This window comes from Pseudomonas sp. SWI36 (assembly GCF_002948105.1).
Taxonomy (GTDB): Bacteria; Pseudomonadota; Gammaproteobacteria; order Pseudomonadales; family Pseudomonadaceae; genus Aquipseudomonas; species Aquipseudomonas alloputida.
On sequence record NZ_CP026675.1, the window covers coordinates 2,375,414 to 2,399,123 of the forward strand.

Sequence of the window (23,710 nt, forward strand, 5' to 3'; positions counted from 1 at the left end):
GGCATGCGCGAATCGCTGGAGAAGATGCTGGCCAAAGGTGTGGATAACCCGCTGCTGAGGTTTGGCCTGGGCAAGGCCTGGCTGGATGAAGGCAACGGCGCTGAAGCAGCGGTGCACCTGGCGCGCTGTGTAGAGCAGGATCCGAAATACTCGGCAGCATGGAAGCTGCTGGGCAAGGCCTATCAGCTGCAGGGCGAGCTGGCGGCGGCGCGCAAGGCGTGGGAAGACGGGATCGTGGCGGCGCAGGCCCATGGTGACAAGCAGGCCGAAAAAGAAATGACCGTATTCCTGAAGAAGCTCAACAGAGCAGCGGGTTGACGCGGCCCCTGTAGGAGCGGGTTTACCCGCGAATGCGATGTTGGATTCACCGACGCATTCGCGGGTAAACCCGCTCCTACAGGGGCGGTGAATGGCTTAATACCAGCGCGGCTCGCCAGCCGGACGCTTCTTGAAGCGCTTCATGCTCCACATGTACTGGCTGGGGTACTCGCGCACATAGCGTTCGACCACCTTGCTCATCGCCGCTGCCGACACATTCACATCGGTGCTGTACATCTCTTCCGGCGCAGCTTCGAGGAACACCTTGAAGCCCGAGCCATCCGGCAACCGCAGCGCATGCAGGAACACACCTACCGCCTTGCCACCGGCCAGCATGTTCGGCACGAACTTGCTGGTCAGCGCCTGGGTGCCGAGGAACGGTACGAACACGCCCGCCGATTCCGCCGGCTCCGGGTCGGCAGGAATACCCACCTGGCCACCACGGCGCACTTCCTTGATCACGCTGAGGATGCCTTCCTTGGTCGACGGTGCCACGCGATTGCCCATCTGCACGCGCTGCTCGCGCAGCAGGTCATCCACCGCCTTCAGCTTCGGCGGGCGGTAGAAGATGATCGGCTTGCACTGGTTGCAGTAGAAGTGGTTCAGCACTTCCCAGTTGCCCAGGTGGCTGGTGATGCCGACCACGCCTTTACCCGAGGCCAGGGCCTGCTCCAGCACTTCCAGGCCATGCACTTCCTTGACCAGCTCCAGCGAGCGTTGCGGCGGCCAGATCCAGGCACAGGCACTTTCGACAAAGGATTTACCGATATCCCGCAGCGCCTGGCCCACCAGTTGCTCACGGGCAACCGGGTCCATCTCCGGGAAGCATTTGGCCAGGTTGATCCGTACCACGTTGCGCGAACTGTTGGGGATTTTCCACATCAGCCAGCCAATACCGGCGCCGACACGCTGCACAGCGCCCCAGGGCAGCTTGGCAAACAGGCGCAGCACCCCGACCATCAGGGCGCCCTTGAACTTTTCCACAGGCGAATTCCTTATTTCAGCAAGGCGCGCATTGTAACCCCTCAGCGCAACAAGGCGGCGTAGCGATCGCAGTCGGTGGTGTGGTCCATGACCATGCCGGTGGCCTGCATGAAGGCGTAGCAGATGGTCGGACCGACGAACGTGAAGCCAGCTTTCTGCAGGGCCTTGCTCATTGCCTTGGCTTCATCGGTGACCGCCGGCACGTCGCTGCGCTGCTTGAAGTGGTTGATCTTCGGTGAGCCGCCGACGAACGACCACAGCCATTCGGCAGGGTTATCCACAGCCAGCCAGGCCTGGGCATTGCGCCTTGCGGCCTTGAGCTTGAGGCGATTGCGGATGATGCCTGCATCCTGCATCAATTCTTCGATGCGTTCGTCGCTCATGGCCGCCAGCTTTACCGGGTCGAAGCCGTACATCACCTCGCGATAACGCTCGCGTTTGCGCAAAACGGTAATCCACGAAAGCCCCGCCTGGAACCCTTCGAGCAAAAGCATCTCGAAGAGCAACGCCGGGTCGCGCTGTGGCATTCCCCATTCCTGGTCGTGGTAGGCCTGGTACAACGGATCGTCGGTACACCAAAAGCAGCGTGGCATAAGGCTCCAATGAGTAGAGGGCGAGGCGAATCAGGTTATACTCCCGCTCTTTACATCCGCATCCCCAGATACAGGTGAATTTCGTGAGCCAGCCTACGCCAGCCGTGCGTACCTTCCAAGACCTGATCCTCGCCCTGCAGAACTACTGGGCAGCTCAAGGTTGTGTGGTACTTCAGCCCTACGATATGGAAGTAGGCGCCGGCACTTTCCACACCGCTACATTCCTGCGCGCCGTGGGTCCAGAAACCTGGAACGCCGCCTATGTGCAGCCTAGCCGTCGTCCTGCCGACGGGCGGTATGGCGAAAACCCCAACCGCCTGCAGCACTACTACCAGTTCCAGGTGGTGCTCAAACCGAACCCGGCCAACTTCCAGGAGCTGTACCTCGGCTCGCTGAAAGCCATCGGTCTGGATCCGCTGGTGCACGACATTCGTTTCGTCGAAGACAACTGGGAATCGCCGACCCTCGGCGCCTGGGGTCTGGGCTGGGAAATCTGGCTCAACGGCATGGAAGTCACCCAGTTCACCTACTTCCAACAAGTCGGCGGCATCGAGTGCTACCCGGTCACCGGTGAAATCACCTACGGCCTGGAGCGCCTGGCCATGTACATCCAGGGCGTCGATTCGGTGTACGACCTGGTGTGGGCCGACGGCCCGTTCGGCAAGGTCACCTATGGCGACGTGTTCCACCAGAACGAGGTGGAGCAGTCGACCTACAACTTTGAACATGCCAACGTCGACAAGCTGTTCGAACTGTTCGATTTCTACGAAAGCGAAGCCAACCGCCTGATCAAGCTGGAGCTGCCGCTGCCGACCTATGAAATGGTCCTGAAGGCCTCGCATACCTTCAACCTGCTGGACGCCCGCCGCGCCATCTCGGTAACCGAGCGCCAGCGTTACATCCTGCGTGTACGTACCCTGGCCCGGGACGTGGCGCAAAGCTATCTGCAAGCCCGCGCACGCCTGGGCTTCCCGATGGCCACCCCTGAACTGCGTGACGAAGTGTTGGCTAAGCTGGAGGCTGCACAATGAGTGCTCAAGATTTCCTGGTAGAACTGGGCACCGAAGAGCTGCCACCCAAGGCCCTCGCCAGCCTTGGCGACGCCTTCCTGGCCGGTATCGAAAAAGGCCTGCAGGCTGCTGGCCTGAACTACACCGGCAAGCAGGTGTACGCCGCGCCGCGTCGTCTGGCCGTGCTGATTCGCCAGCTGGACGTGCAGCAGCCTGACCGCAGCATCAACATCGACGGCCCGCCCCTGCAGGCTGCCTTCAACGCCGAAGGCGAGCCGACCCAGGCTGCGCTGGGCTTCGCCAAGAAGTGCGGTGTGGAACTGGCCGAGATCGACCAGAGCGGCCCCAAGCTGCGCTTCTCCCAGCACATCCCGGGCAAGGCTACCGTTGGGCTGCTGCCGACCATCGTCGAAGATTCGCTGAACGACCTGCCGATTCCCAAGCGCATGCGCTGGGCGGCCAGCCGTGAAGAGTTCGTGCGCCCGACCCAATGGCTGGTGATGCTGCTGGGCGATCAGGTGGTCGATTGCACCATCCTGTCGCAGAAGGCCGGGCGTGAATCCCGTGGCCACCGCTTCCACCATCCGGAAAACGTGCTCATCACCACCCCGGCCAACTACGTCGAAGACCTGCGCAAGGCCTACGTCCTGGCCGACTTCGCCGAGCGCCGCGAGCTGATCAGCAAGCGTACCGCAGAGCTGGCCATGCAGCAGGAAGGCACGGCCATCGTGCCACCGGCGCTGCTGGACGAAGTGACCGCTCTGGTCGAGTGGCCGGTGCCGCTGGTGTGCTCGTTCGAGGAGCGTTTCCTCGAGGTGCCGCAAGAAGCCCTGATCACCACCATGCAGGACAACCAGAAGTACTTCTGCCTGCTGGACAGCGAAGGCAAGCTGCTGCCGCGCTTCATTACCGTGGCCAACGTCGAAAGCCGCGACCCGAAGCAGATCGTGCAAGGCAACGAAAAAGTCGTGCGCCCGCGCCTGACCGACGCCGAGTTCTTCTTCAAGCAGGACAAGAAGCAACCACTGGAAACCTTCAACGAGCGCCTCAAGAACGTGGTGTTCCAGGCTCAGCTCGGCACCGTGTACGACAAGGCCGAACGTGTTTCCAGGCTGGCCGCCTTCATTGCTCCGCTGATCGGCGGCGACGCCCAGCGCGCTGGCCGTGCCGGCCTGCTGTCGAAGTGCGACCTGGCCACCGAGATGGTCGGCGAATTCCCTGAAATGCAGGGTGTTGCCGGTTACTACTACGCGCTCAACGACGGTGAGCCGGAAGACGTAGCCCTGGCCCTGAACGAGCAGTACATGCCGCGCGGTGCAGGCGCCGAGCTGCCGCAGACCCTGACCGGTGCTGCCGTGGCCATCGCCGACAAGCTCGACACCCTGGTGGGTATCTTTGGCATCGGCATGCTGCCTACCGGCAGCAAGGACCCGTACGCCCTGCGCCGTGCTGCTCTGGGCGTGCTGCGTATCCTGATCGAGAAGCAACTGGACCTGGACCTGACCGGTGCGGTTGAGTTTGCGGTCAAGCAGTTCGGCGCCAAGGTCAAGGCCCCCGGCCTGGCCGAGCAAGTACTGGAGTTCATTTTCGACCGCCTGCGCGCGCGTTACGAAGACGAAGGCATCGACGTCGCCACGTACCTGTCGGTACGCGCACTGCAGCCAGGCTCCGCCCTGGACTTCGACCAGCGCGTACAAGCTGTGCAGGCGTTCCGCAAACTGCCGGAAGCCGAGGCCCTGGCCGCGGTGAACAAGCGCGTGTCGAACCTGCTGAGCAAGGCCGAAGGTGCCATCGCCGAGCAGGTCGAGCCGAAGTACTTCGACAATGCTAACGAGTTCTCCCTGTACTCGGCCATCCAGCAGGCCGACCAGGCCGTGCAACCGATGGCTGCAGCACGTCAGTACAGCGAATCGCTGGCCCGCCTGGCGGCCCTGCGTGACCCGGTCGATGCCTTCTTCGAGGCGGTCATGGTCAACGCCGAAGACGCCAAGGTACGTGCCAACCGTTATGCCCTGCTCAGCCGTCTGCGCGGCCTGTTCCTGGGCGTGGCTGACATTTCGCTGCTGGGGTAAGCCTTGAAACTGCTGATTCTCGACCGTGACGGGGTGATCAACTACGACTCCGATGCGTACATCAAGACGCTGGAAGAATGGGTGCCGATCCCTGGTTCGGTCGATGCGATCGCGCAGTTGAGCAAGGCGGGCTGGACGGTGGCCGTGGCCACCAACCAGTCCGGCATTGCCCGTGGCTACTACCCGCTGGCAACCCTTGAGGCCATGCACGCGCGCCTGCGCGCGCTGGTGGCCGAGCAGGGCGGCGAGGTGGGCCACATCGTGTATTGCCCGCATGGGCCGGACGAAGGGTGCGATTGCCGCAAGCCCAAGCCCGGCATGCTGCGGGCGATCGCCGAGCATTACCAGATCGGCCTTGAAGGCGTCTGGTTCGTCGGCGACAGCAAAGGTGACCTGGAGGCCGCCCTGGCCGTCGGTGCACAACCCGTGCTGGTGAAAACCGGCAAGGGCGAGCGGACCCTGGAAAAAGGCGTCCCGGAAACTACACTGATTTTCGACGATCTGGCAGCTATCGCCAGAGAACTAATTTAAACAGTGCGCCTTCTGGCGCATTTTTCTCAGGCGGGCATGCCCCGCAATGGTACAAGCCACTATGTCGATCCTGCAGGCGATCAGAATCTTTCTTTTTTACCTGCTGCTGGGCACCAGTTCGCTGCTGTGGTGCTCGCTGAGCTTCTTCGTCGCGCCGTTCCTGTCGTTCCCCAAGCGCTACAAGTTCATCAACGTGTACTGGTGCCGCTGCGCGCTGTTTCTGGTGCGCACCATCCTGGGCATCGACTACAAGATCACTGGCGCCGAGAACGTGCCAGCTGAGCCTTGCGTGATTTTGTCCAATCACCAGAGCACCTGGGAAACCTTCTTCCTGTCCCAGTACTTCTCGCCGCTTAGCCAGGTGCTCAAGCGCGAGCTGCTGTATGTACCGTTCTTCGGCTGGGCCATGGCCATGCTGCGGCCCATCGCGATCAACCGCGACAACCCCAAGGAAGCGTTGCGCCAAGTGGCGAGCAAGGGTGACGAACTGCTCAAGCAGAAGACGTGGGTGCTGATTTTCCCAGAAGGCACCCGTGTGCCGTTCGGCACCATCGGCAAGTTTTCCCGCGGCGGTACGGCACTGGCCGTGAATGCCGGGCTGCCAGTGCTGCCGATTGCCCACAACGCCGGCAAGTTCTGGCCCAAGACCGGTTGGGGCAAGCGCGCCGGTACAATCGAAGTGGTAATTGGTGAGCCGATGTACGCCAACGGCACAGGGCCACGTGCCATCGCCGAACTCAACGACCGCGCTGCAGCTTGGAACGAAGCGACCCAGCGGGCCATGGGATCGCTGCCGCCAGCGGCGGAAAAACCTCAGGAGCAGATGGCTTGACCTTCTGTGGATAACTTGTGTGCAGTTTTTGGATTAAATGCTTGAATTGATAGCTAAGTGTATGAATTTGCTAGTTATTTCTTTGTATGAATTTTTTCTGAAAATCGTGCATAAGTTTTTTTGAGGCATAAGAAAACCGGCTTTTACAGCCGGTTTTTTTATGGCATGTGGACATCAGACTTTGTCGATATCTACATCCTTGGTTTCTCTCAGACAGAAGATCCCAACCACCAGGCTGATCCCGGTCACCAGCACCGGGTACCACAGCCCGTAGAAGATATCCCCGGTATAGACCACCAGCGCAAACGATACGGTAGGCAGGAAACCACCAAACCAGCCATTACCAATGTGGTAGGGCAGCGACATCGAGGTGTAGCGGATGCGGGTCGGGAACAGCTCGACCATCACCGCCGCCAACGGGCCATAGGTCATGGTCGCGATCAGGATCATCGCCACGATCAGTACCACCACCATTACCTGGTTGACCTGCGCAGGGTCGGCCTTGGCCGGGTAACCAGCCTGCTCGATTGCAGCACGCATGGCGGTTTCGTCAAAGCCGTTGATGGTCTTGTCACCGATGTTGACCACCACTTCACTGCCGGCCACGCTAACCGAGCTGTACGGCAGGCCCTGCTTGACCAGGAAGGTCTTGACCTTGTCGCACGGGCTGTCAAAACGAGCCTTGCCCACTGGGTCGAACTGGAATGTGCAGCCTTGCGGGTCGGCGGTGACCACGATCGGCGCCTGACGGCTGGCAGCGTCGATCTGCGGGTTGGCGTAGTGGCTCAGCGCCTTGAACAGTGGGAAGTACAGTACCGTGGCCAGCAACAGGCCGAGCATCAGGATCGGCTTGCGGCCGATACGGTCGGACAACCAGCCGAAGAACACGAAGAACGGCGCGCCAATCACAACGCTGATGATGAGCAGGGTGTTGGCCTGAGCCGAGTCCATTTTCAGCATCTGGGTCATGAAGAACAGAACGTAGAACTGCGCCGTGTAGAAGGTCACAGCCTGCCCCGCGTTGATGCTGAACAGGGCGGTAAGCACCACTTTCAGGTTTGGCCAGGAGGTGAATGACTCACGGATGGGCGACTTGCTGACCTTGCCCTGAGCCTTCATTTTCACAAAGGCCGGCGATTCGTGCATGCTCATGCGAATCCAGGTGGAGATCGCCAGCAGCACGATCGACAGCAGGAACGGCAAGCGCCAGCCCCAGGTTTCGAACTGGTCGCCACTGATATACCGGCTACCCAGCACCACCAAGAGCGACAACAACAGGCCCAGCGTTGCGGTGGACTGGATGAAACCAGTGTGCAAGCCACGCTTGCCGGGCGGCGCATGCTCGGCCACGTAAGTGGCTGCACCGCCATACTCGCCGCCCAGCGCCAGCCCTTGAAGCATGCGCAGGATCACCAGGATGATCGGTGCGGCGATGCCGATGCTGGCGTAGGTGGGCAACAACCCCACAGCGAAAGTGGACAGACCCATCAGCACGATGGTGACCAGGAAGGTGTACTTGCGCCCGATCATGTCACCCAGGCGGCCGAACACCAGCGCGCCAAACGGCCGCACCAGAAAGCCCGCAGCAAAGGCCATCAGGGCGAAGATGAAAGCGGTGGTATCGTTCACGCCAGCGAAGAACTGCTTGCTGATGACCGCTGCCAGCGCACCATAGAGAAAAAAGTCATACCACTCGAAAACCGTCCCGAGGGATGACGCGAAAATGATCTTGCGTTCTTCACGGCGGCTGGAGCTGCTGGCCGCCGCCCCCTGCTCTTGGATGTAATCCGACATCGTTGCTGTCCTCGGCCCTTAGGCCACAGTGATTATTCTTGTTGTTCCACTGTCGGCGACTTCTGACCGCAAGCCGCCGGTACTGCACGCACCCAGGTCAGGGCGTCGGTAACGCGTCTTCGTTCAGGTAGGTCTGGGTAGTAGCTCCTTTGAGGATCAGTTGCGCCGCCTTTTCGGCGATCATCAGGGTGGGGGAACACGTATTGCCGGAAGTTATCTGCGGCATGATCGAAGCATCGGCTACACGTAGACCGGGGATGCCATGCACGCGCAGCTGGTTATCCACAACGTCCATGGCACCGTTGCCCATGCGACAGGTACCGACCGGGTGGAAGATGGTGGTGCCGATCTTGCCAGCGGCCTCGAACAGGTCTTCCTCGCTTTGCAGCGCCGGGCCCGGCAAATATTCCTTGGGCTCGAAAGCGGCGAGGGCAGGGGCCTGGACGATGCGCCGGGTAAGGCGAATGGCATCGGCAGCAACCCGCAAGTCCTGCGGAGCACTGAGGTAATTGGGGTCGATCCGCGGCGTGCTGTTCATGTCGGTGCTGCAGATGTCGATGCGCCCGCGGCTGGCCGGGCGCAGGTTGCACACCGAGGCAGTAAAGGCCGGGAACTGATGCAACGGCTCACCGAAGCGTTCCAGTGACAGCGGCTGCACGTGATACTGAAGGTTGGCGGTGGCCTGTTCAGGGCTTGAACGCACGAACGCGCCTAACTGGCTCGGCGCCATGGCCAGCGGCCCGCTACGGTCGTAGAGGTAACGCAGGCCCATGCCCATCTTGCCCCACAGGCTGTTGGCCATCTGGTTCAAGGTACGGGCGTTGCGGATCTGGTAGATCAGGCGCAGTTGCAGGTGGTCCTGCAAGTTGCCACCAACGCCTGGCATGTCGTGGCGAACACCAATACCCAAGCTTTCCAGCAACTGACGCGGGCCGATGCCGGAACGCTGGAGGATGCCCGGTGAACCTACCGCCCCAGCACAGAGGATGATCTCGCGGCGCGCCGCAAACTCATGCCAGGCCCCTTGCCAGAGCGCCTTCACCGCCCTTGCGCGGGTGTTGTCGAGCAGTACCTGGTCAACCTGCACGCCGGTCAGCACAGTGAGGTTGGCGCGATCCTTGATCGGCCGCAGGAAAGCTTTGGAAGCATTCCAGCGCACACCACTGCGCTGGTTGACCTGAAAATATCCACAACCCTGGTTGTCGCCGGTGTTGAAATCGTCGACCTTGCCAATACCGCTCTGCTCGGCGGCATCTCGGAAAGCATCAAGGATCGGCCAGCTGTAGCGTTGCCGCTCGACCCGCCATTCGCCCTCCGCGCCGTGGTGCTCGCTGGCGCCTGCAAAGTGGTTTTCGCTGGCCTTGAACAGCGGTAACACATCTTTCCACGCCCAGCCGTCGTTGCCTTGCGCGGCCCAATGGTCGTAGTCGGCGGCTTGGCCCCGCATGTAGATCATGCCGTTGATCGACGAACATCCACCTAGCACCTTGCCCCTTGGATAACCCAAAGCGCGACCGCCGAGGCCAGGTTGTGCCTCGGTCTTGAAGCACCAGTCTGTGCGCGGGTTGTCGATGCAGTAGAGGTAACCAACGGGGATGTGGATCCAGGGATAATTGTCACGGCCACCCGCCTCCAGCAGCAGCACGCGGCAGGAAGGGTCGGCGGACAAACGATTGGCCAGCAGGCATCCGGCGGGGCCGGCCCCTACGACCACGTAGTCGAAGACAGAATCGGCTGATGGCATGTGCAACCTCGCGCCTGTTTTTTATTCTTGTCCCGATCCATCTTAGTGAGTAATTTCGTGGATGAAACACGAGATTTCGCGCAGCCGCTGTGCGTTTTAGCACAGTGGCAAGCCTGTACCGACCTCTTCGCGGGCTCGCCCGCACCTCAGGGATCACGTTACCTTCAGGGTGTTCACCGCACCTGTGGGGCATGCCCGTGAAGAGGCCGGAACGAACTGCCATAAGGGACAAGCATGTTCGACTGGAATGATCTGCGTTTTTTCCTCGAATTGCAGCGCAGCGGCCGCCTGCTGACCGCCGCCAAGCGCCTGAACACTACCCACAGCACCGTGGCCCGGCATATCGAAAGCATCGAGCAGAGCCTGGGGACCGCGCTGTTCGTGCAACATGCCCAGGGGTACGAGCTGACCCCCTCGGGCCAAGCCCTGCTCAAGCATGCCGAAGCCATGGAGAACGTCGCCCTGCTGGCACAGGAGGAAATCACCCAGGCCATCACCCCGCTGGGCAAGATTCGCCTGGGGGTAACCGAAGGCATCGGCATCATGTTCTTCACCCCACGCATGAACGCGTTGTTCGAGCGCTACCCCGGCCTGGAGGTGGAACTGGTAGCGGTGCCGCGCTTCGTCAGCATCCTCAACCGCGAGGCAGAAATCAGCATCCATCTGGAGCGGCCCAACGCCGATCTGCTGATCACCCGCAAACTCACCGACTACCGCTTGGCGCTGTACGCCAGCCAGGACTACCTGGACCGCGCGCCGCCACTGCGCCACCGCGAAGACCTGGCCCGGCACAGCTGGATCGGCTACGTTGACGATTTGCTGTTCAGCCAGGAACTGCTGTTTCTCAACAGTTTCTGCCGAGCACCCAACGTGGTGTTTCGCAGCACCAGCGTGATCGCCCAGCAAGCCGCCGCCCGCGCCGGGCTGGGCATCGCCGTGCTGCCCAACTACATGGCCCGCCACGACCCGACACTGGTGCGCGTGCTGCCGGGTGAAACCATCCAGCGCAGCTACTGGATCTGCACCCGCCGTGAGCTGCACAAGTCTGTGCGCCTGCGGGTGGTGTGGGACTACCTGCTGGCGTTGTGCGCGGCCGAACAAAGCGAGTTGCTAGCCGAGTAGAGCCTTGCCGGCCAACAACAGGGCAGCGGCCCAACCTGCCACGGCAAACATCTGCTGCAGACGCGGCCCGGCCAACCTGGCTGCCAAAGGCCGCGCCAGCAGCAGACCGAGCACTGCACCGACGGCAAACGGGGCGCCAACCTGCCAGTGCATGACGCCCGCAAGGCTGGCGCTGACCACACTGCCGGTAGAGACCAAGGCAATCACCGCCAGCGAAGTGGAAACGATGCTGGCCATGCGCAGGTTGGTGTAGCGGTTCAGGGCAGGGATGATGACGAACCCCCCACCCACGCCCAGCAAGCCGGACAACAACCCGGACAAGGCTCCCGTGAATGCCAGTGCGCGCGCACAGGGCAGAGTCCAGCGCAAACGCCCCTGCAGCGGGTTCAGCACACACGGCTCGATAAAGCGATGAGCGTCATTGGCTTCGCCACGCAGTTCTTTGGTCGCCTTGCGCCAGATGCGCAGGCAGGCATAAACCAGCACGCCGGCGAATACCACCTGCAACGGTGCATTCGGCAGGCGGTGCGCCAGCATCAGCCCGAACGGCGCTGCTGCCACACCAACCAACGCAATGAACAGCGCAGCCCGATAACGCACCAGCCCTTGGCGCAAGCCCAGCACCGCACCAACCGCTGCAGCCATACCTACAGCCAACAGGCCCACCGGTGCCGCTTCGACCATCGATAGCCCCAGGCCGAACACCAGCAAGGGTACTGCGAGAATGCCACCGCCTGCGCCGGTCAGCGCCAGCACCGCGCCGATGATTGCGCCCAGGCCCGCCCCTAACAGTTGATGCTCGATCACTGCCCACCCTCGGCTACCAGCTGCGGGCGTGCCAACCACTCGCGCCCCTTGAGCATGCCTTGCCAGTACAGCGGTGGCAGCGCCTGTGCCTTGAGCAGCCAGGCCAGACGTGTCGGCTTGCGGCCATCCAGTAACCAGTTAGGGAAGCTCGGTGCCAGCTTGCCGCCATAGGTGAACTCGGCCAGGACGATCTTGCCGCGCTCGACGGTAAGCGGGCACGAGCCATAGCCGTCGTACTGGGCCAGGGTCGCCAGCCTGCCCAGCGCCACCAGCACATTGTTGGCGACCACCGGTGCCTGCTTGCGCGCCGCAGCGGCGGTCTTGGCATTGCTGGTGTTAGCCACGTCACCCAGGGCATGAACGTTGGTGTATTTGCGATGGCGCAGGGTATGCGGATCGACGTCAACCCAGCCGGAGCTATCAGCCAAGGGGCTTTCGCGAATGAAGTCTGGCGCCACCTGTGGCGGTACCACGTGCAGCATGTCGAAGACCTCGATGCGCGTCTCGCTGCTGCCATCGGGCAAGGTACGCAAGAATGTAGCGCGCTTTCCCGGGCCGTCTACGGCAACCAACCTGTGAGAGAAGTTGAGATCGACGGCGTATTTTTCGATGTACTTCATCAGCGCGGGCACGTAGTCCGCGACACCGAACAGCACGGCACCCGCATTGTAGAAGCTGGCTTTCACCGCCCCCAAATGGCCATGGCGCAGCCAGTGGTCACAAGACAGATACAGCGCCTTCTGTGGTGCACCGGCGCACTTGATCGGCATGGGCGGCTGGCTGAACAGCGCGCGTCCTTGCTTGAGCTTTTGCACCAGTTCCCAGGTATAGGGCGCCAGGTCGTAGCGGTAGTTGGAGGTGACACCGTTGCGGCCCAGGGTCTCGCTGAGCCCATCGATGGCCGCCCAGTCCAGCTTGAGGCCGGGGCAGACGATCAGCTGTTCATAGCTGATGGCGCGAGCATCATCGAGGATGACCAACTGGCCCAACGGGTCGAATCCCTTTACCCGCGCCTTGACCCAGCGCACACCGCGAGGAATGGTCGACGCCATGGTGCGAGCAGTGCTGGGTGCCTTGAACACACCGGCACCGACCATGGTCCAGCCGGGTTGGTAGTAGTGCACTTCGGCAGGGTCGATCAAGACGACGTCCAATGATGGGTCGCGGCTGATCAGGCTGGAAGCAGTGGCGATCCCGGCGGCACCGGCACCGACGATGACCACCTTGTGGTGGTCGGTATTGGCAGGGGACAACAAGGCAGGCATGGCGGCAAATCCTGGAAATCTGATTATGGGGGCAGGGCGGTTACAGCTTGTTCAGCGGGATCTTCAGATAGCTCACGCCGTTCGCCTCCGGAGGGGGTAGTTGGCCGCTACGCATGTTCACCTGCACCGAAGGCAGGATCAGTACGGGCATTTCGAGCGTCTTGTCACGGGCTTCGCGCATGGCAACGAAGCTGTCCTCATCGATACCCTGATGGATGTGAATGTTGCTGGCGCGCTGCTCGGCGACAGTTGTGACGTACTGCATGTCGCGGCCACCCGGCAGGTAGTCGTGGCACATGAACAACCGAGTCTGGTCGGGGAAAGCCAGCAGGCGACGGATTGAGCGGTACAAGGTGCGGGCATCGGCCCCGGGGAAGTCGCAGCGGGCGGTGCCGTAATCGGGCATGAACAAGGTGTCTCCAACGAACACCGCGATCTCGCCGGCATCTTCGATCATGAAACTCATGCACGCGGGTGTGTGCCCAGGCGTGTGCAACGCACGGGCCTGCAGGTTGCCAATACGAAAACCTTCCTCATCTTCGAGCAGCACATCGAACTGGCTGCCATCACGGGCGAAGCCGGGCTCTGCGTTGAACAAGGCGCCAAACACTTTCTGCACCTGGGTAATGTGCGCGCCAATTGCGGTATGGCCGCCCAGCTTTTCTTTCAGGTAGGCAGCCGCTGAAAGGTGGTCAGCGTGCACATGGGTTTCCAACACCCACCGCACGCTGGCATTCAGTTCATTCACACGCTCGACCAAGCGATCAGCCGAAGCGCTACAGGTGCGCCCGGACTTGGGGTCGTAATCCAGCACGCTGTCGATCAATGCGCATTGTCGGGTTTCACGGTCCATGACCAGATAGCTGATGGTCGAGGTCGCCTCGTCGTAGAAGGCGTCCACGTGAAGGTTGTTGCCGATGATCATCACGTTCTCCAATTTATCCGCCCCGCCTTGTACAGGCGTAGGCAGTGACAGGAGCTTTATCAAGATGCATGCCAGGCTTTTTGCCACTCACTGGCCAGTAAAACCGGCCAGTTGCAGACCGCTGCGGGCAAAACTGGCAGCCCAGGTGGCAGTCGACTGACAGCCAATGGCAGTGTTTGGCAGTCCTTGTTACCCTGCGTCGGTCATCCATACGGTGCCGACATGCCTGAAGCCCATCCTCTCATCCTAGCTCTGGTTTCCTACCTCGAGCACGATGCCCTTCCGACCATCGTGTTGGACACCGACTACAACATCCTCGCCGCCAATGCGGCCTATCGCCGTCAGTTTGGCCGGCATGATCAGGCCCCACTGGGCGAGAAGTGCCACAGGGTTTCGCACCACTACGCTGTGCCGTGCGACCAGGCTGGCGAACATTGCCCGATGCGCAAGGCGTGGGACAGCAAGGTACCGGAGCGGGTATTGCACATTCATCACACACCACGCGGCCCGGAGCATGTGGATGTGGAGTTGCGGCCGATCCTGGATGAGCAGGGCAAGGTAGTGGCCTTTGTCGAACGCCTCACCACCATCACCCTCGCTTCGGCGCAGCCACAGGAGCAAGGGTTGGTCGGCCGCGCGCCAACCTTCAAGGCCGCGCTGGCCAGCCTGCAGCGTGCGGCACCGGCGCAGATCCCGGTGTTGCTGCAGGGGGAGTCGGGGACCGGCAAGGAGCTGTTCGCCCGTGCAGTGCACATGGGCAGCCCCAGGGCCAACGGCCCACTGGTGGTGGTCGACTGCACCGGCCTGACCGAGTCGTTGTTCGAGAGTGAACTGTTCGGCTATGAGAAGGGCGCGTTCACCGGGGCGAATCAGCGCAAGATCGGCTTGGCCGAGGCGGCGCATGGCGGCACCTTGTTCCTCGATGAAATTGGTGAGGTGCCGCTGGCGATGCAGGTGAAGTTGCTGCGCCTGATAGAGTCCGGGAGTTTCCGTCCCGTGGGCAGCCTGCGCACTGTGCATTCGGATTTCCGCCTGATTTCGGCCACCCATAAACCACTTAAACAAATGGTCGCGGATGGCTCATTCCGTGAAGACCTGTATTACCGCATCAGCGGCTTCCCGATTCGTCTGCCTGCATTGCGCGAACGGGTGGAAGATCTGCCGCTGCTCGCACAGAGCCTACTGCAGCGCATGGCCGGCCAACCGACGCCCAGGCTGAGTGAAGACGCCTTGCAGCAACTAGCGTTGCATCCGTTTCCAGGCAATATCCGCGAACTGCGCAACATTCTGGAACGCGCGCGTTTGTTTGCCGATGACGGAGTAATCAGACCGGAGCATTTACCGGAAGACACTGGGCTGACTGGCGCGGCTAAAGGAAGCGGCCGTCGCAATGACTTGGGTGAGCTGGCGCAGGCGCTGGAGCAGTTCAAAGGCTCGCGCAGTGAACTGGCCAGTCATCTTGGCCTGAGTGAACGCACACTGTATCGCCGCTTGAAAGCGCTCGGGCTGAACTGAAAGAACGTCAGACTTTACCGGACCTTTACCTGCGCCCTGACATTGAAAGGGAAAAATCGTGGTCTGATCAGTTAACCGAACCTGGCAATCATTACTTGCCAGGCGATTACAGGCAGAGGACCGCATCAAATGAAGAAAACCCTAACCGTGATCTGCGCCGCGCTCATGCTCAGCACACCGCTGGCAAGCTTCGCGCAACCGGGCCCGCCTGATCGGCATGATGGCGGCCCATCGCACCAAGGCAACCCGCCACAGGGTCAACCACAGCACCAGGGCCGACATGACAATGGCCGCGGTCCTGCTTACCGTGATCCAAACTTCCGCCCACAACAAGGCATGCCGATACCTCATAAGCAGTGGCAGCGTGGTCATGCCGTTGATCCACATTACCGTGGTGACCGTTACTGGGTAACTGACTGGAAAGCGCGCCACCTGTATGCGCCACCTCGTGATCATCGTTGGCTGTATGTGAATGGCGACTATGTGCTGGTGGCTATTGCCAGCGGTGTGATCGTGAACATTCTCACCGGTTACTGATTTTTTGCAGACACTAAAAAGCCCGCATCAGCGGGCTTTTTAGTGTCTGGCGAATTACACCTGATCAGAAGTCCAGGTTCGACACCGACAGCGCGTTACTTTCGATGAAGTCACGACGCGGCTCGACCGCATCACCCATCAGGGTGTTGAAGATCTGGTCAGCGGCGATGGCATCTTCGATAGTGACCTTGAGCATACGGCGAACGGTCGGGTCCATGGTGGTTTCCCACAGCTGGTCCGGGTTCATCTCACCCAGCCCTTTGTATCGCTGAATCGTATGGCGCTTGGTGGTCTCGTTCATCAGCCAATCCAGGCCCTCTTTGAACTCGACGATTGCCTTGCGGCGTTCACCGCGCTGCACGTACGCACCTTCACCCAACAGGCTCGAAAGCTTGGCACCAATGTTGACTACGGTACGGTAGTCATTGCTGCCGAAGAAATCGCGGTTGAAGGTGATGTAGCTGGCAAGACCGTGAGAGGTAATTTCCACTTCAGGCAGCCACACGTTGCGCTCTTTGTCTTCACGCAGGCTGGCGTTGTAAGCCAGGCCAGACTTCTGGCTGGAGTTCAGACGCGCCTGGAACTGGGCCAGCCAGGCCTGCATCACTGCGTGGTCACCCAACTGCTCCAGGGTCACCTCCGGCAGGTAGACGAAGTGCTCAGTCAGCTCTTCCGGGTACAAGCGCGACAGGCGCTTGAGAGTCTTCATGACACTACGGAACTCATTCACCAGCGCTTCCAGCTGCACACCGGAAACTGCTGGCGCCGATTCGTCCAGGTGCAGGCTGGCATCTTCCAGAGCCGACTGGGTCATGTACTCTTCCATGGCCTCATCGTCCTTGATGTACTGCTCCTGCTTGCCTCGTTTCACCTTGTACAGCGGCGGCTGGGCAATATAGATGTAGCCACGCTCGACCAGCTCCGGCAGCTGACGGAAGAAGAAGGTCAGCAGCAGCGTACGGATGTGCGAACCGTCAACGTCAGCATCGGTCATGATGATGATGTTGTGATAACGCAGTTTGTCGATGTTGTACTCTTCGCGGCCGATGCCACAGCCCAGCGCAGTGATCAGCGTGCCCACTTCCTGGGACGAAATCATCTTGTCGAAGCGCGCTTTCTCGACGTTGAGGATTTTACCCTTCAGCGGCAAGATCGCCTGGGTACGACGGTTGCGGCCTTGCTTGGCCGAGCCACCCGCAGAGTCACCCTCCACCAGGTACAGTTCGGAGAGAGCAGGATCCTTCTCTTGGCAGTCGGCCAGTTTGCCCGGCAGGCCCGCGATATCCAGCGCACCTTTACGGCGGGTCATTTCACGGGCTTTACGGGCGGCTTCACGGGCGCGAGCCGCGTCGATCATCTTGCCAACGACGGCCTTCGCCTCGTTCGGGTTTTCCAGGAGGAAATCGGCGAAGTACTTGTTCATCTCCTGTTCCACGGCGGTTTTCACCTCCGAGGAGACCAGCTTGTCCTTGGTCTGCGAGCTGAACTTCGGGTCCGGTACCTTCACCGAGATGATTGCGGTCAGGCCTTCACGGGCGTCGTCGCCAGTGGTTGCCACCTTGTTCTTCTTGGCCAGGCCTTCCTGCTCGATGTAGCTGTTAAGGCTACGGGTCAGCGAGGAACGGAAACCCACCAGGTGGGTACCGCCATCACGCTGCGGAATATTGTTGGTAAAGCACAGCAGGTTTTCGTTGAAGCTGTCGTTCCATTGCAGGGCGACTTCAACACCCACGCCATCGTCACGCTGAACGTTGAAGTGGAAAACCTGAGAGTTCACCGGCGTCTTGTTGGTGTTCAAGTACTCGACAAACGCACGCAGACCGCCTTCGTACTTGAAGAACTCTTCCTTACCGCTGCGCTCATCCTTCAGCAGAATGCCAACGCCCGAGTTAAGGAACGACAGCTCGCGGATGCGCTTGGCCAGGATGTCCCAGCTGAAGTGAATGTTCTTGAAGGTTTCAGCCGATGGCTTGAAGTGGATGTGGGTACCCGTGGTTTCACTGTCACCGACAACCGCCATGGGCGCTTGTGGAACACCGTGAACGTAAGTCTGTTCCCAGATCTTGCCGCTACGGCGAACGGTCAGAACCAGCTTCTCGGACAGGGCGTTCACAACCGACACACCTACACCGTGCAGACCGCCGGATACTTTGTAAGAGTTGTCGTCGAACTTACCGCCGGCGTGCAGCACAGTCATGATGACCTCGGCTGCGGAAACGCCTTCTTCCTTATGCACATCGACCGGAATGCCGCGACCGTTGTCGCGCACACTGATAGATTCGTCCGGGTGGATGATGACAGTGATGTCATCGCAGTGACCGGCGAGGGCTTCGTCGATCGAGTTGTCGACCACCTCGAAGACCATGTGGTGCAGGCCACTACCATCATCGGTGTCGCCAATGTACATGCCGGGACGCTTGCGTACGGCATCCAAACCTTTCAGCACCTTGATGCTGGAGGAGTCGTACGTTTGATTTTCGCTCATGCCTTCACTCCCGATGGTCGTGGGTCTGGGTGATACGGCCTTGTTCCACGTGGAACAAAGCAACTGGCGTTTCCGTCTGCCAGCCTTCCCTCAGTAATTCGTGATCTACACAGGTGATGAACACCTGGCAGCGTAATTCTTCAAGCAAGCGGCACAGTGCGCGGCGATGCTGTTCATCCAGTTCGGACGGCAAGTCATCCACGAGATAAATACAGTGACCGCGGCGAGCCTGACTGACGAGGTGGCCTTGGGCAATGCGCAATGCGCATACCACCAACTTTTGCTGACCACGCGACAGGATGTCGGCTGCGTTGTTGCCAGCCAACCGCAAACGCAGATCAGCACGCTGCGGACCGGCTTGGGTATGGCCCATCTGCTGATCGCGAAGGAGGGAGGAGGCGAGCACTTCTTGCAGTTCCCGGTCCTTGTCCCAGCCTCGGTAGTAGCTCAGGGTCAACCCGTCCAGCTCGACCAGTTCGCTCAGGGTTCGCTCGAAGACGGGCTTCAAGGCCTTGATGTAGTTGCGACGGTATTCATCTATTTCCGCGCTAGCCAGGCACAATTCCCGGTCCCAGGCGGCTTGCGAAGCTGGGTCAAGTGTACCATGACGCAACCATGAGTTCCGCTGCCGCAGCGCCTTCTGAAGGCGTTGCCAGGCTGGCAGAAAACGAGGTTCCACGTGGAACACCCCCCAGTCCAGAAACTGGCGGCGTATTTTTGGGGCACCTTCCAGCAGTCGGAAACTGTCTGGGTTGATGAGCTGAAGCGGCAGTAACTCAGCCAATTGCGCGGCGCTGCGCGCATTCTGCCCATCGATGCGAATAGTAAACTCCCCTTGTCGCTCACGGGACACACCCAGGTTGCTCGTACCACCCTCCGTCAGCTGAACCTCGCCGAACACAGTACAGGCAGCCTGTTCGTACTGAATAACCGGATTCAGGCGGGTGCTGCGAAATGAACGGGCCAGGCCGAGCAAATGCACGGCTTCGAGCACGCTGGTCTTGCCGCTGCCGTTGGCGCCGTAAAGGATGTTGATGCGGGGGGAGGGTAAGAGTGTCACCGGGTGCAAGTTGCGCACCGCGGTGACCATGATACGTCGAAGGGACATTTCGCCTGCTACAGGTTACAGGCGCATCGGCATGACAACGTAGGAAGAATCGTCATTGCCAGCTTCCTGCAGCAGCGCACTGCTGTTTGAATCGGACAAGATCAGACGAACTTGCTCAGTAGTCATCACGCCCAGCACGTCCAGCAAGTAGCTGACGTTGAAACCGATCTCCAGCGAGCTACCGTCATAGTCCACGCTGATTTCTTCTTCAGCTTCTTCCTGCTCGGGGTTGTTAGCCTGGATCTTCAGTTGACCGGCAGCCAGCTGCAGGCGAATACCGCGGTACTTTTCGTTGGAAAGAATCGCAGTACGGCTGAAGGCTTCACGCAGCGCCTGGCGGTCTCCGACGACCAGCTTGTCACCGCCTTTGGGCAGTACGCGCTCGTAGTCCGGGAATTTGCCGTCCACCAGCTTGGAGGTAAAGGTGAACTCGCCAGTAGTGGCGCGGATGTGATGCTGACCCAGCACGATGCTGACCATGCCTTCAGGATCGGTCAGCAGGCGCGCCAACTCCAGGATACCTTTACGCGGCACGATGACCTGGTGTCGATCTTCCTGCTCGATCGGCGCGCTCATCGAGCAAAGCGCCAGGCGGTGACCGTCGGTGGATACAGCGCGCAACGTGTTGCGGGAAACCTCAAGCAGCATACCGTTGAGGTAATAGCGCACATCCTGCTGGGCCATGGCGAAGCTGGTTCGCTCGATCAGGCGGCGCAGCTTGCTCTGCTCCAGGTTGCAGGTCAGCGAACCCGGGCCTTCTTCCACAGTCGGGAAGTCATTGGCAGGCAGGGTCGACAGGGTGAAGCGGCTGCGGCCGGCCTTTACCAACAATTTCTGCTCATCGACCTTGATATCGATCAGGGCGTCGTTAGGCAGGCTTTTGCAGATGTCCATCAGCTTGCGCGCAGGAACAGTGATCTCGCCAGGCTCGGCCGGCTCTTCCAGTTGCACGCGGCCTACCAGCTCGACTTCCAGGTCGGTACCGGTCAACGACAGTTGCTGGCCTTGTACGACCAGCAATACGTTGGACAGGACCGGCAAGGTCTGACGGCGCTCGACGACACCGGCGACCAGTTGCAGGGGTTTCAACAGGGCTTCGCGTTGAATGGTGAAATGCATGGTCTAGTCCCTTGCCTTCAATTAGCTGCGCAGACGGCCATCAGGTCGTCAGCGTCCGCAGCAGGTTCTTGTAGTCCTCGCGGATGTCCGCGTCGGATTCCTTCAGTTCATTGATTTTGCGGCAGGCGTGCAGCACGGTCGTATGGTCGCGACCACCGAACATGTCGCCAATTTCCGGCAGACTGTGGTTAGTCAACTCCTTGGACAGGGCCATGGCTACCTGACGCGGGCGCGCGACAGAACGCGAACGACGCTTGGACAACAGATCGGAGATCTTGATCTTGTAGTACTCAGCGACGGTACGCTGAATGTTATCCACACTGACCAGTTTGTCTTGCAGCGCCAACAGATCCTTGAGCGATTCACGAATCAGCTCGATGGTGATGTCACGCCCCATGAAGTGCGAGTGAGCGATAACCCGCTTCAGTGCACCTTCCAGCTCACGGACGTTGGACCGGATGCGCTGAGCGATGAAAAAGGCTGCGTCATGCGGGAGCTCGACTTTGGCCTGGTCGGCCTTCTTCATCAGGATCGCTACGCGGGTCTCCAGCTCTGGTGGCTCGACAGCCACCGTCAGGCCCCAACCAAAGCGCGACTTCAGACGCTCTTCCAGGCCTTCGATTTCCTTGGGATAGCGGTCAGAGGTAAGGATTACCTGCTGGCCGCCCTCGAGCAAGGCGTTGAAGGTGTGGAAAAACTCTTCCTGCGAGCGCTCTTTGCGAGCGAAGAACTGGATATCGTCGATCAACAACGCGTCCACCGAGCGGTAGAAGCGCTTGAATTCGTTGATGGCATTGAGTTGCAGCGCTTTGACCATGTCCGCGACGAAACGCTCCGAATGCAGGTACACCACCTTGGCGTTCGGATTTTTCTTCAGCAGATGGTTACCCACAGCATGCATAAGGTGGGTTTTACCCAAACCCACACCGCCATAAAGGAACAGCGGGTTGTAGCCATGCTTAGGGTTGTCCGCAACCTGCCAGGCAGCCGCGCGGGCGAGCTGGTTCGACTTACCTTCGACGAAGGTGTCAAAGGTAAAGGTCCGGTTCAGGTAACTGGTGTGCTTGAGCGCACCTTCAACCTGCACGGTGCGTTGTTCAGCCCGGCCACCACCACTGGGCGGCGCCGCAGCGGGCTCGGCCATGGCATCAAAGCTGTCACGCGAAGACGTCTCGACCAGTACAGGCTCGGCTGCAGCCACGGCAACGGGTTCAACCGCTGCGACAGGGGCCGTCTTGTGTGCCTGAGTCTGCGCCAGCGAAGCCGCAACGGCAGCGCTGACCGGCGCGTTGGGCGCAGCCCTTGGGGCCGAGCTGCGACGGCTACCTATTAATAAGGAAAGGGCTGGTGCAATGCCGCTACCGTTCTCACCCAACAGCTCGAGCAAGCGACCCAGGTACTTTTCATTGACCCAATCGAGAACGAAACGGTTAGGCGCATAGACGCGCAACTCGTCGCCTTCGGCTTCGACCTGTAGCGGACGGATCCAGGTGTTGAATTGCTGGGCAGGCAGTTCATCGCGCAGAAGCTCCACGCACTGCTGCCAAAGTTCCACTGACACGGATATCCCCTGAGTTTGAAAGCCGGATGAGGCAAAAACAAACCGCCATTGTACCGGTCGAGCGTTCAGTTATCCACATGTGGACACGTTAGGAACCACGACAAAACAGCCATTTATCGACCAAAACGGCTTTTCGCCTCTGTGAATAAGCCCTGTGGATAAACGACCCTGAGGGCTATGCACAACCCCAGCCCTTAGCCTGTTGATAACTCCGCTGTGGATAACAGGTGTTTTCATCCACAGCTTTCACTCACGATGGGAACAAGCGCAGCACGGGATCAGAACAAAGTTGTAAAACTCTGTACACCCCGTAATTCATGGGCCAGCGCAGGTTATCCACAGAAGGTTATCCACTTAAGAGTTATAAGTTCTTCAAAAAAGCTTTTTATATGTCTCTTCTTTTTTTTCATGTTGTCCCCGATCCGTGTGTCCGATCAAGCACCCCTTGGGCACTGATCAACAGGCACCGTCCATCACATGCTCTATATGGAAAGACTGGTTGGAAATTGACCTATGGGCTTGCTTTCTCTAGAATCGCCGGTCTCTTAAAAAGGGGGCCATCCCGGCCCGTCGTCGACAAACCAGGTAACACGCCATGAAACGTACTTTCCAACCAAGCACCATCAAGCGCGCCCGCACCCACGGTTTCCGTGCCCGTATGGCTACCAAGAACGGCCGTGCTGTTCTGTCGCGTCGTCGTGCCAAAGGCCGTAAGCGTCTGGCCATTTGATTTTTCGGCACAGGTGGTGAGTCAGGACTTCAGTCGGGAAAAGCGACTGCTTACACCCCGGCATTTCAAAGCGGTCTTCGACTCCCCAACCGGCAAGGTTCCAGGGAAAAACCTGCTGATCCTTGCTCGCGAGAACGGTCTCGATCACCCACGCCTTGGCTTGGTAATCGGCAAGAAGAGTGTCAAGCTCGCCGTTCAACGCAACCGCCTCAAGCGCTTGATGCGCGATTCCTTTCGTCTGAACCAGCAATTGCTTGCCGGTCTGGACATCGTGATCGTCGCGCGCAAGGGATTGGGTGAGATAGAAAACCCGGAATTGCACCAACACTTTGGCAAGCTCTGGAAACGCCTGGCGCGCAGCCGGCCGACACCAGCAGTCACCGCCAATTCCGCAGGGGTAGACAGCCAAGATGCGTAAACTGGCACTCGTTCCGATCCAGTTTTACCGTTATGCCATTAGTCCTCTGATGGCCAATCACTGTCGGTTTTTCCCCAGTTGCTCCTGTTACGCGTATGAAGCCATCGAAAACCATGGCATCTGGCGTGGTGGGTGGCTGGCCGTTCGTCGCCTGGGGCGTTGTCATCCGTGGAATGACGGCGGTTTCGACCCCGTTCCACCCGCTCCTTCCTCCCGAACTTCTTCGATAGCCGAGTAATC

At 60.0% G+C, this 23,710-nt stretch carries 22 protein-coding genes; 11 read left to right on the top strand and 11 right to left on the bottom strand.

Annotated features, from left to right (window positions below):
• The first annotated feature begins 3 nt into the window (after positions 1-3).
• Positions 4-318 (top strand): tetratricopeptide repeat protein, encoded by a 315-nt coding sequence (locus C4Q27_RS11430; protein ID WP_047603763.1) that lies wholly within the window; start codon positions 4-6, stop codon positions 316-318.
• A gap of 96 nt (positions 319-414) precedes the next feature.
• Here C4Q27_RS11430 and C4Q27_RS11435 read toward each other — a convergent pair whose 3' ends face one another.
• Entirely contained in the window at positions 415-1,302 is an 888-nt protein-coding gene (locus C4Q27_RS11435; RefSeq protein ID WP_003253121.1) for a lysophospholipid acyltransferase, read from the bottom strand.
• 41 nt (positions 1,303-1,343) lie between these two features.
• A complete protein-coding gene (locus tag C4Q27_RS11440) occupies positions 1,344-1,895 on the bottom strand; it encodes a DNA-3-methyladenine glycosylase I (RefSeq protein ID WP_020192530.1) in 552 nt (183 codons plus the stop codon).
• Between the two features lie 83 nt (positions 1,896-1,978).
• On the opposite strand from C4Q27_RS11440, the gene glyQ reads away from it, so the two are divergent.
• From glyQ to C4Q27_RS11460, 4 genes are read left to right on the top strand one after another with little or no spacing between them, the layout of a single operon-like run.
• Complete coding sequence (glyQ, locus tag C4Q27_RS11445) at positions 1,979-2,926, top strand: glycine--tRNA ligase subunit alpha (protein WP_003253126.1); 948 nt, start codon at positions 1,979-1,981, stop codon at positions 2,924-2,926.
• Positions 2,923-4,977 (top strand): glycine--tRNA ligase subunit beta, encoded by a 2,055-nt coding sequence (gene glyS, locus C4Q27_RS11450; RefSeq protein ID WP_020192531.1) that lies wholly within the window; start codon positions 2,923-2,925, stop codon positions 4,975-4,977. Before glyQ ends, glyS begins: the two co-directional genes overlap by 4 nt.
• A gap of 3 nt (positions 4,978-4,980) precedes the next feature.
• Positions 4,981-5,508, top strand: coding sequence for a D-glycero-beta-D-manno-heptose 1,7-bisphosphate 7-phosphatase (gene gmhB, locus C4Q27_RS11455; RefSeq protein WP_003253129.1), 528 nt, complete (start codon positions 4,981-4,983; stop codon positions 5,506-5,508).
• Positions 5,509-5,554: 46 nt separating this feature from the next.
• The gene (locus C4Q27_RS11460; RefSeq protein WP_010951467.1) at positions 5,555-6,340 is read left to right on the top strand and encodes a 1-acyl-sn-glycerol-3-phosphate acyltransferase; all 786 of its coding nucleotides are present in this window, start codon (positions 5,555-5,557) and stop codon (positions 6,338-6,340) included.
• Between the two features lie 174 nt (positions 6,341-6,514).
• On the opposite strand, the gene C4Q27_RS11465 is transcribed toward C4Q27_RS11460, so the two are convergent.
• Both C4Q27_RS11465 and C4Q27_RS11470 read right to left on the bottom strand, forming a co-directional pair.
• A complete protein-coding gene (locus C4Q27_RS11465; RefSeq protein WP_010951466.1) occupies positions 6,515-8,134 on the bottom strand; it encodes an MFS transporter in 1,620 nt (539 codons plus the stop codon).
• Between the two features lie 97 nt (positions 8,135-8,231).
• Positions 8,232-9,878: a GMC family oxidoreductase gene (locus tag C4Q27_RS11470; RefSeq protein WP_104886846.1), complete on the bottom strand. Its 1,647-nt coding sequence runs from the start codon at positions 9,876-9,878 to the stop codon at positions 8,232-8,234.
• A gap of 234 nt (positions 9,879-10,112) precedes the next feature.
• Here C4Q27_RS11470 and C4Q27_RS11475 point away from each other — a divergent pair, with 234 nt between their 5' ends.
• Positions 10,113-11,000 carry a LysR family transcriptional regulator gene (locus C4Q27_RS11475; protein WP_014589207.1) on the top strand — a complete coding sequence of 296 codons (888 nt, stop codon included), beginning with the start codon at positions 10,113-10,115 and terminating at the stop codon, positions 10,998-11,000.
• Here C4Q27_RS11475 and C4Q27_RS11480 read toward each other — a convergent pair.
• Genes C4Q27_RS11480 through C4Q27_RS11490 form a run of 3 tightly spaced genes read right to left on the bottom strand, consistent with a single transcriptional unit; the run spans position 10,989 to position 13,997 of the window.
• Positions 10,989-11,807, bottom strand: a complete 819-nt coding sequence (locus C4Q27_RS11480) for a sulfite exporter TauE/SafE family protein (protein ID WP_104886847.1) — start codon at positions 11,805-11,807, stop codon at positions 10,989-10,991. The genes C4Q27_RS11475 and C4Q27_RS11480 overlap by 12 nt on opposite strands.
• Complete coding sequence (locus tag C4Q27_RS11485; protein WP_102886206.1) at positions 11,804-13,072, bottom strand: FAD/NAD(P)-binding oxidoreductase; 1,269 nt, start codon at positions 13,070-13,072, stop codon at positions 11,804-11,806. Before C4Q27_RS11485 ends, C4Q27_RS11480 begins: the two co-directional genes overlap by 4 nt.
• A 40-nt stretch (positions 13,073-13,112) precedes the next feature.
• Positions 13,113-13,997 (bottom strand): MBL fold metallo-hydrolase, encoded by an 885-nt coding sequence (locus tag C4Q27_RS11490; RefSeq protein WP_003253146.1) that lies wholly within the window; start codon positions 13,995-13,997, stop codon positions 13,113-13,115.
• A gap of 222 nt (positions 13,998-14,219) precedes the next feature.
• Between C4Q27_RS11490 and C4Q27_RS11495 the strand changes: the two genes are divergently transcribed.
• Both C4Q27_RS11495 and C4Q27_RS11500 read left to right on the top strand, forming a co-directional pair.
• Positions 14,220-15,512, top strand: coding sequence for a sigma-54-dependent Fis family transcriptional regulator (locus C4Q27_RS11495; RefSeq protein ID WP_104886848.1), 1,293 nt, complete (start codon positions 14,220-14,222; stop codon positions 15,510-15,512).
• 129 nt (positions 15,513-15,641) lie between these two features.
• A complete protein-coding gene (locus tag C4Q27_RS11500) occupies positions 15,642-16,049 on the top strand; it encodes an RcnB family protein (RefSeq protein ID WP_003253149.1) in 408 nt (135 codons plus the stop codon).
• Positions 16,050-16,113: 64 nt separating this feature from the next.
• On the opposite strand, the gene gyrB is transcribed toward C4Q27_RS11500, so the two are convergent.
• The 4 genes from gyrB to dnaA are packed head-to-tail and all read right to left on the bottom strand — an operon-like array spanning position 16,114 to position 22,322.
• Positions 16,114-18,534 carry a DNA topoisomerase (ATP-hydrolyzing) subunit B gene (gene gyrB / locus C4Q27_RS11505; protein WP_003253152.1) on the bottom strand — a complete coding sequence of 807 codons (2,421 nt, stop codon included), beginning with the start codon at positions 18,532-18,534 and terminating at the stop codon, positions 16,114-16,116.
• Between the two features lie 4 nt (positions 18,535-18,538).
• On the bottom strand, positions 18,539-19,642 hold the full coding sequence (gene recF, locus C4Q27_RS11510) for a DNA replication/repair protein RecF (RefSeq protein ID WP_064491470.1): 1,104 nt from the start codon (positions 19,640-19,642) through the stop codon (positions 18,539-18,541).
• Between the two features lie 15 nt (positions 19,643-19,657).
• A complete protein-coding gene (dnaN, locus tag C4Q27_RS11515; RefSeq protein WP_020192712.1) occupies positions 19,658-20,761 on the bottom strand; it encodes a DNA polymerase III subunit beta in 1,104 nt (367 codons plus the stop codon).
• Positions 20,762-20,801: 40 nt separating this feature from the next.
• Positions 20,802-22,322, bottom strand: coding sequence for a chromosomal replication initiator protein DnaA (gene dnaA / locus C4Q27_RS11520; protein ID WP_064491471.1), 1,521 nt, complete (start codon positions 22,320-22,322; stop codon positions 20,802-20,804).
• A 595-nt stretch (positions 22,323-22,917) separates the two neighbouring features.
• Here dnaA and rpmH point away from each other — a divergent pair.
• Genes rpmH through yidD form a run of 3 tightly spaced genes read left to right on the top strand, consistent with a single transcriptional unit; the run spans position 22,918 to position 23,708 of the window.
• Positions 22,918-23,052, top strand: coding sequence for a 50S ribosomal protein L34 (gene rpmH, locus C4Q27_RS11525; RefSeq protein ID WP_003253163.1), 135 nt, complete (start codon positions 22,918-22,920; stop codon positions 23,050-23,052).
• A gap of 13 nt (positions 23,053-23,065) precedes the next feature.
• Positions 23,066-23,470 carry a ribonuclease P protein component gene (rnpA, locus tag C4Q27_RS11530; protein WP_003253166.1) on the top strand — a complete coding sequence of 135 codons (405 nt, stop codon included), beginning with the start codon at positions 23,066-23,068 and terminating at the stop codon, positions 23,468-23,470.
• Positions 23,463-23,708 carry a membrane protein insertion efficiency factor YidD gene (yidD, locus tag C4Q27_RS11535; RefSeq protein WP_003253169.1) on the top strand — a complete coding sequence of 82 codons (246 nt, stop codon included), beginning with the start codon at positions 23,463-23,465 and terminating at the stop codon, positions 23,706-23,708. Before rnpA ends, yidD begins: the two co-directional genes overlap by 8 nt.
• Positions 23,709-23,710 lie beyond the last annotated feature (2 nt).

Excerpts from the sequence above, each read along its gene's own strand:
- dnaN (WP_020192712.1), bottom strand. The coding sequence starts at position 20,761 with ATGCATTTCACCATTCAACGCGAAGCCCTGTTGAAACCCCTGCAACTG.
- gyrB (WP_003253152.1), bottom strand. The coding sequence starts at position 18,534 with ATGAGCGAAAATCAAACGTACGACTCCTCCAGCATCAAGGTGCTGAAA.
- recF (WP_064491470.1), bottom strand. The coding sequence starts at position 19,642 with ATGTCCCTTCGACGTATCATGGTCACCGCGGTGCGCAACTTGCACCCG.
- C4Q27_RS11490 (WP_003253146.1), bottom strand. The coding sequence starts at position 13,997 with ATGATCATCGGCAACAACCTTCACGTGGACGCCTTCTACGACGAGGCG.
- C4Q27_RS11495 (WP_104886848.1), top strand. The coding sequence starts at position 14,220 with ATGCCTGAAGCCCATCCTCTCATCCTAGCTCTGGTTTCCTACCTCGAG.
- C4Q27_RS11465 (WP_010951466.1), bottom strand. The coding sequence starts at position 8,134 with ATGTCGGATTACATCCAAGAGCAGGGGGCGGCGGCCAGCAGCTCCAGC.
- C4Q27_RS11440 (WP_020192530.1), bottom strand. The coding sequence starts at position 1,895 with ATGCCACGCTGCTTTTGGTGTACCGACGATCCGTTGTACCAGGCCTAC.
- C4Q27_RS11460 (WP_010951467.1), top strand. The coding sequence starts at position 5,555 with ATGGTACAAGCCACTATGTCGATCCTGCAGGCGATCAGAATCTTTCTT.
- C4Q27_RS11485 (WP_102886206.1), bottom strand. The coding sequence starts at position 13,072 with ATGCCTGCCTTGTTGTCCCCTGCCAATACCGACCACCACAAGGTGGTC.
- rpmH (WP_003253163.1), top strand. The coding sequence starts at position 22,918 with ATGAAACGTACTTTCCAACCAAGCACCATCAAGCGCGCCCGCACCCAC.
- C4Q27_RS11500 (WP_003253149.1), top strand. The coding sequence starts at position 15,642 with ATGAAGAAAACCCTAACCGTGATCTGCGCCGCGCTCATGCTCAGCACA.
- C4Q27_RS11475 (WP_014589207.1), top strand. The coding sequence starts at position 10,113 with ATGTTCGACTGGAATGATCTGCGTTTTTTCCTCGAATTGCAGCGCAGC.
- glyS (WP_020192531.1), top strand. The coding sequence starts at position 2,923 with ATGAGTGCTCAAGATTTCCTGGTAGAACTGGGCACCGAAGAGCTGCCA.
- C4Q27_RS11430 (WP_047603763.1), top strand. The coding sequence starts at position 4 with ATGCGCGAATCGCTGGAGAAGATGCTGGCCAAAGGTGTGGATAACCCG.
- C4Q27_RS11470 (WP_104886846.1), bottom strand. The coding sequence starts at position 9,878 with ATGCCATCAGCCGATTCTGTCTTCGACTACGTGGTCGTAGGGGCCGGC.
- yidD (WP_003253169.1), top strand. The coding sequence starts at position 23,463 with ATGCGTAAACTGGCACTCGTTCCGATCCAGTTTTACCGTTATGCCATT.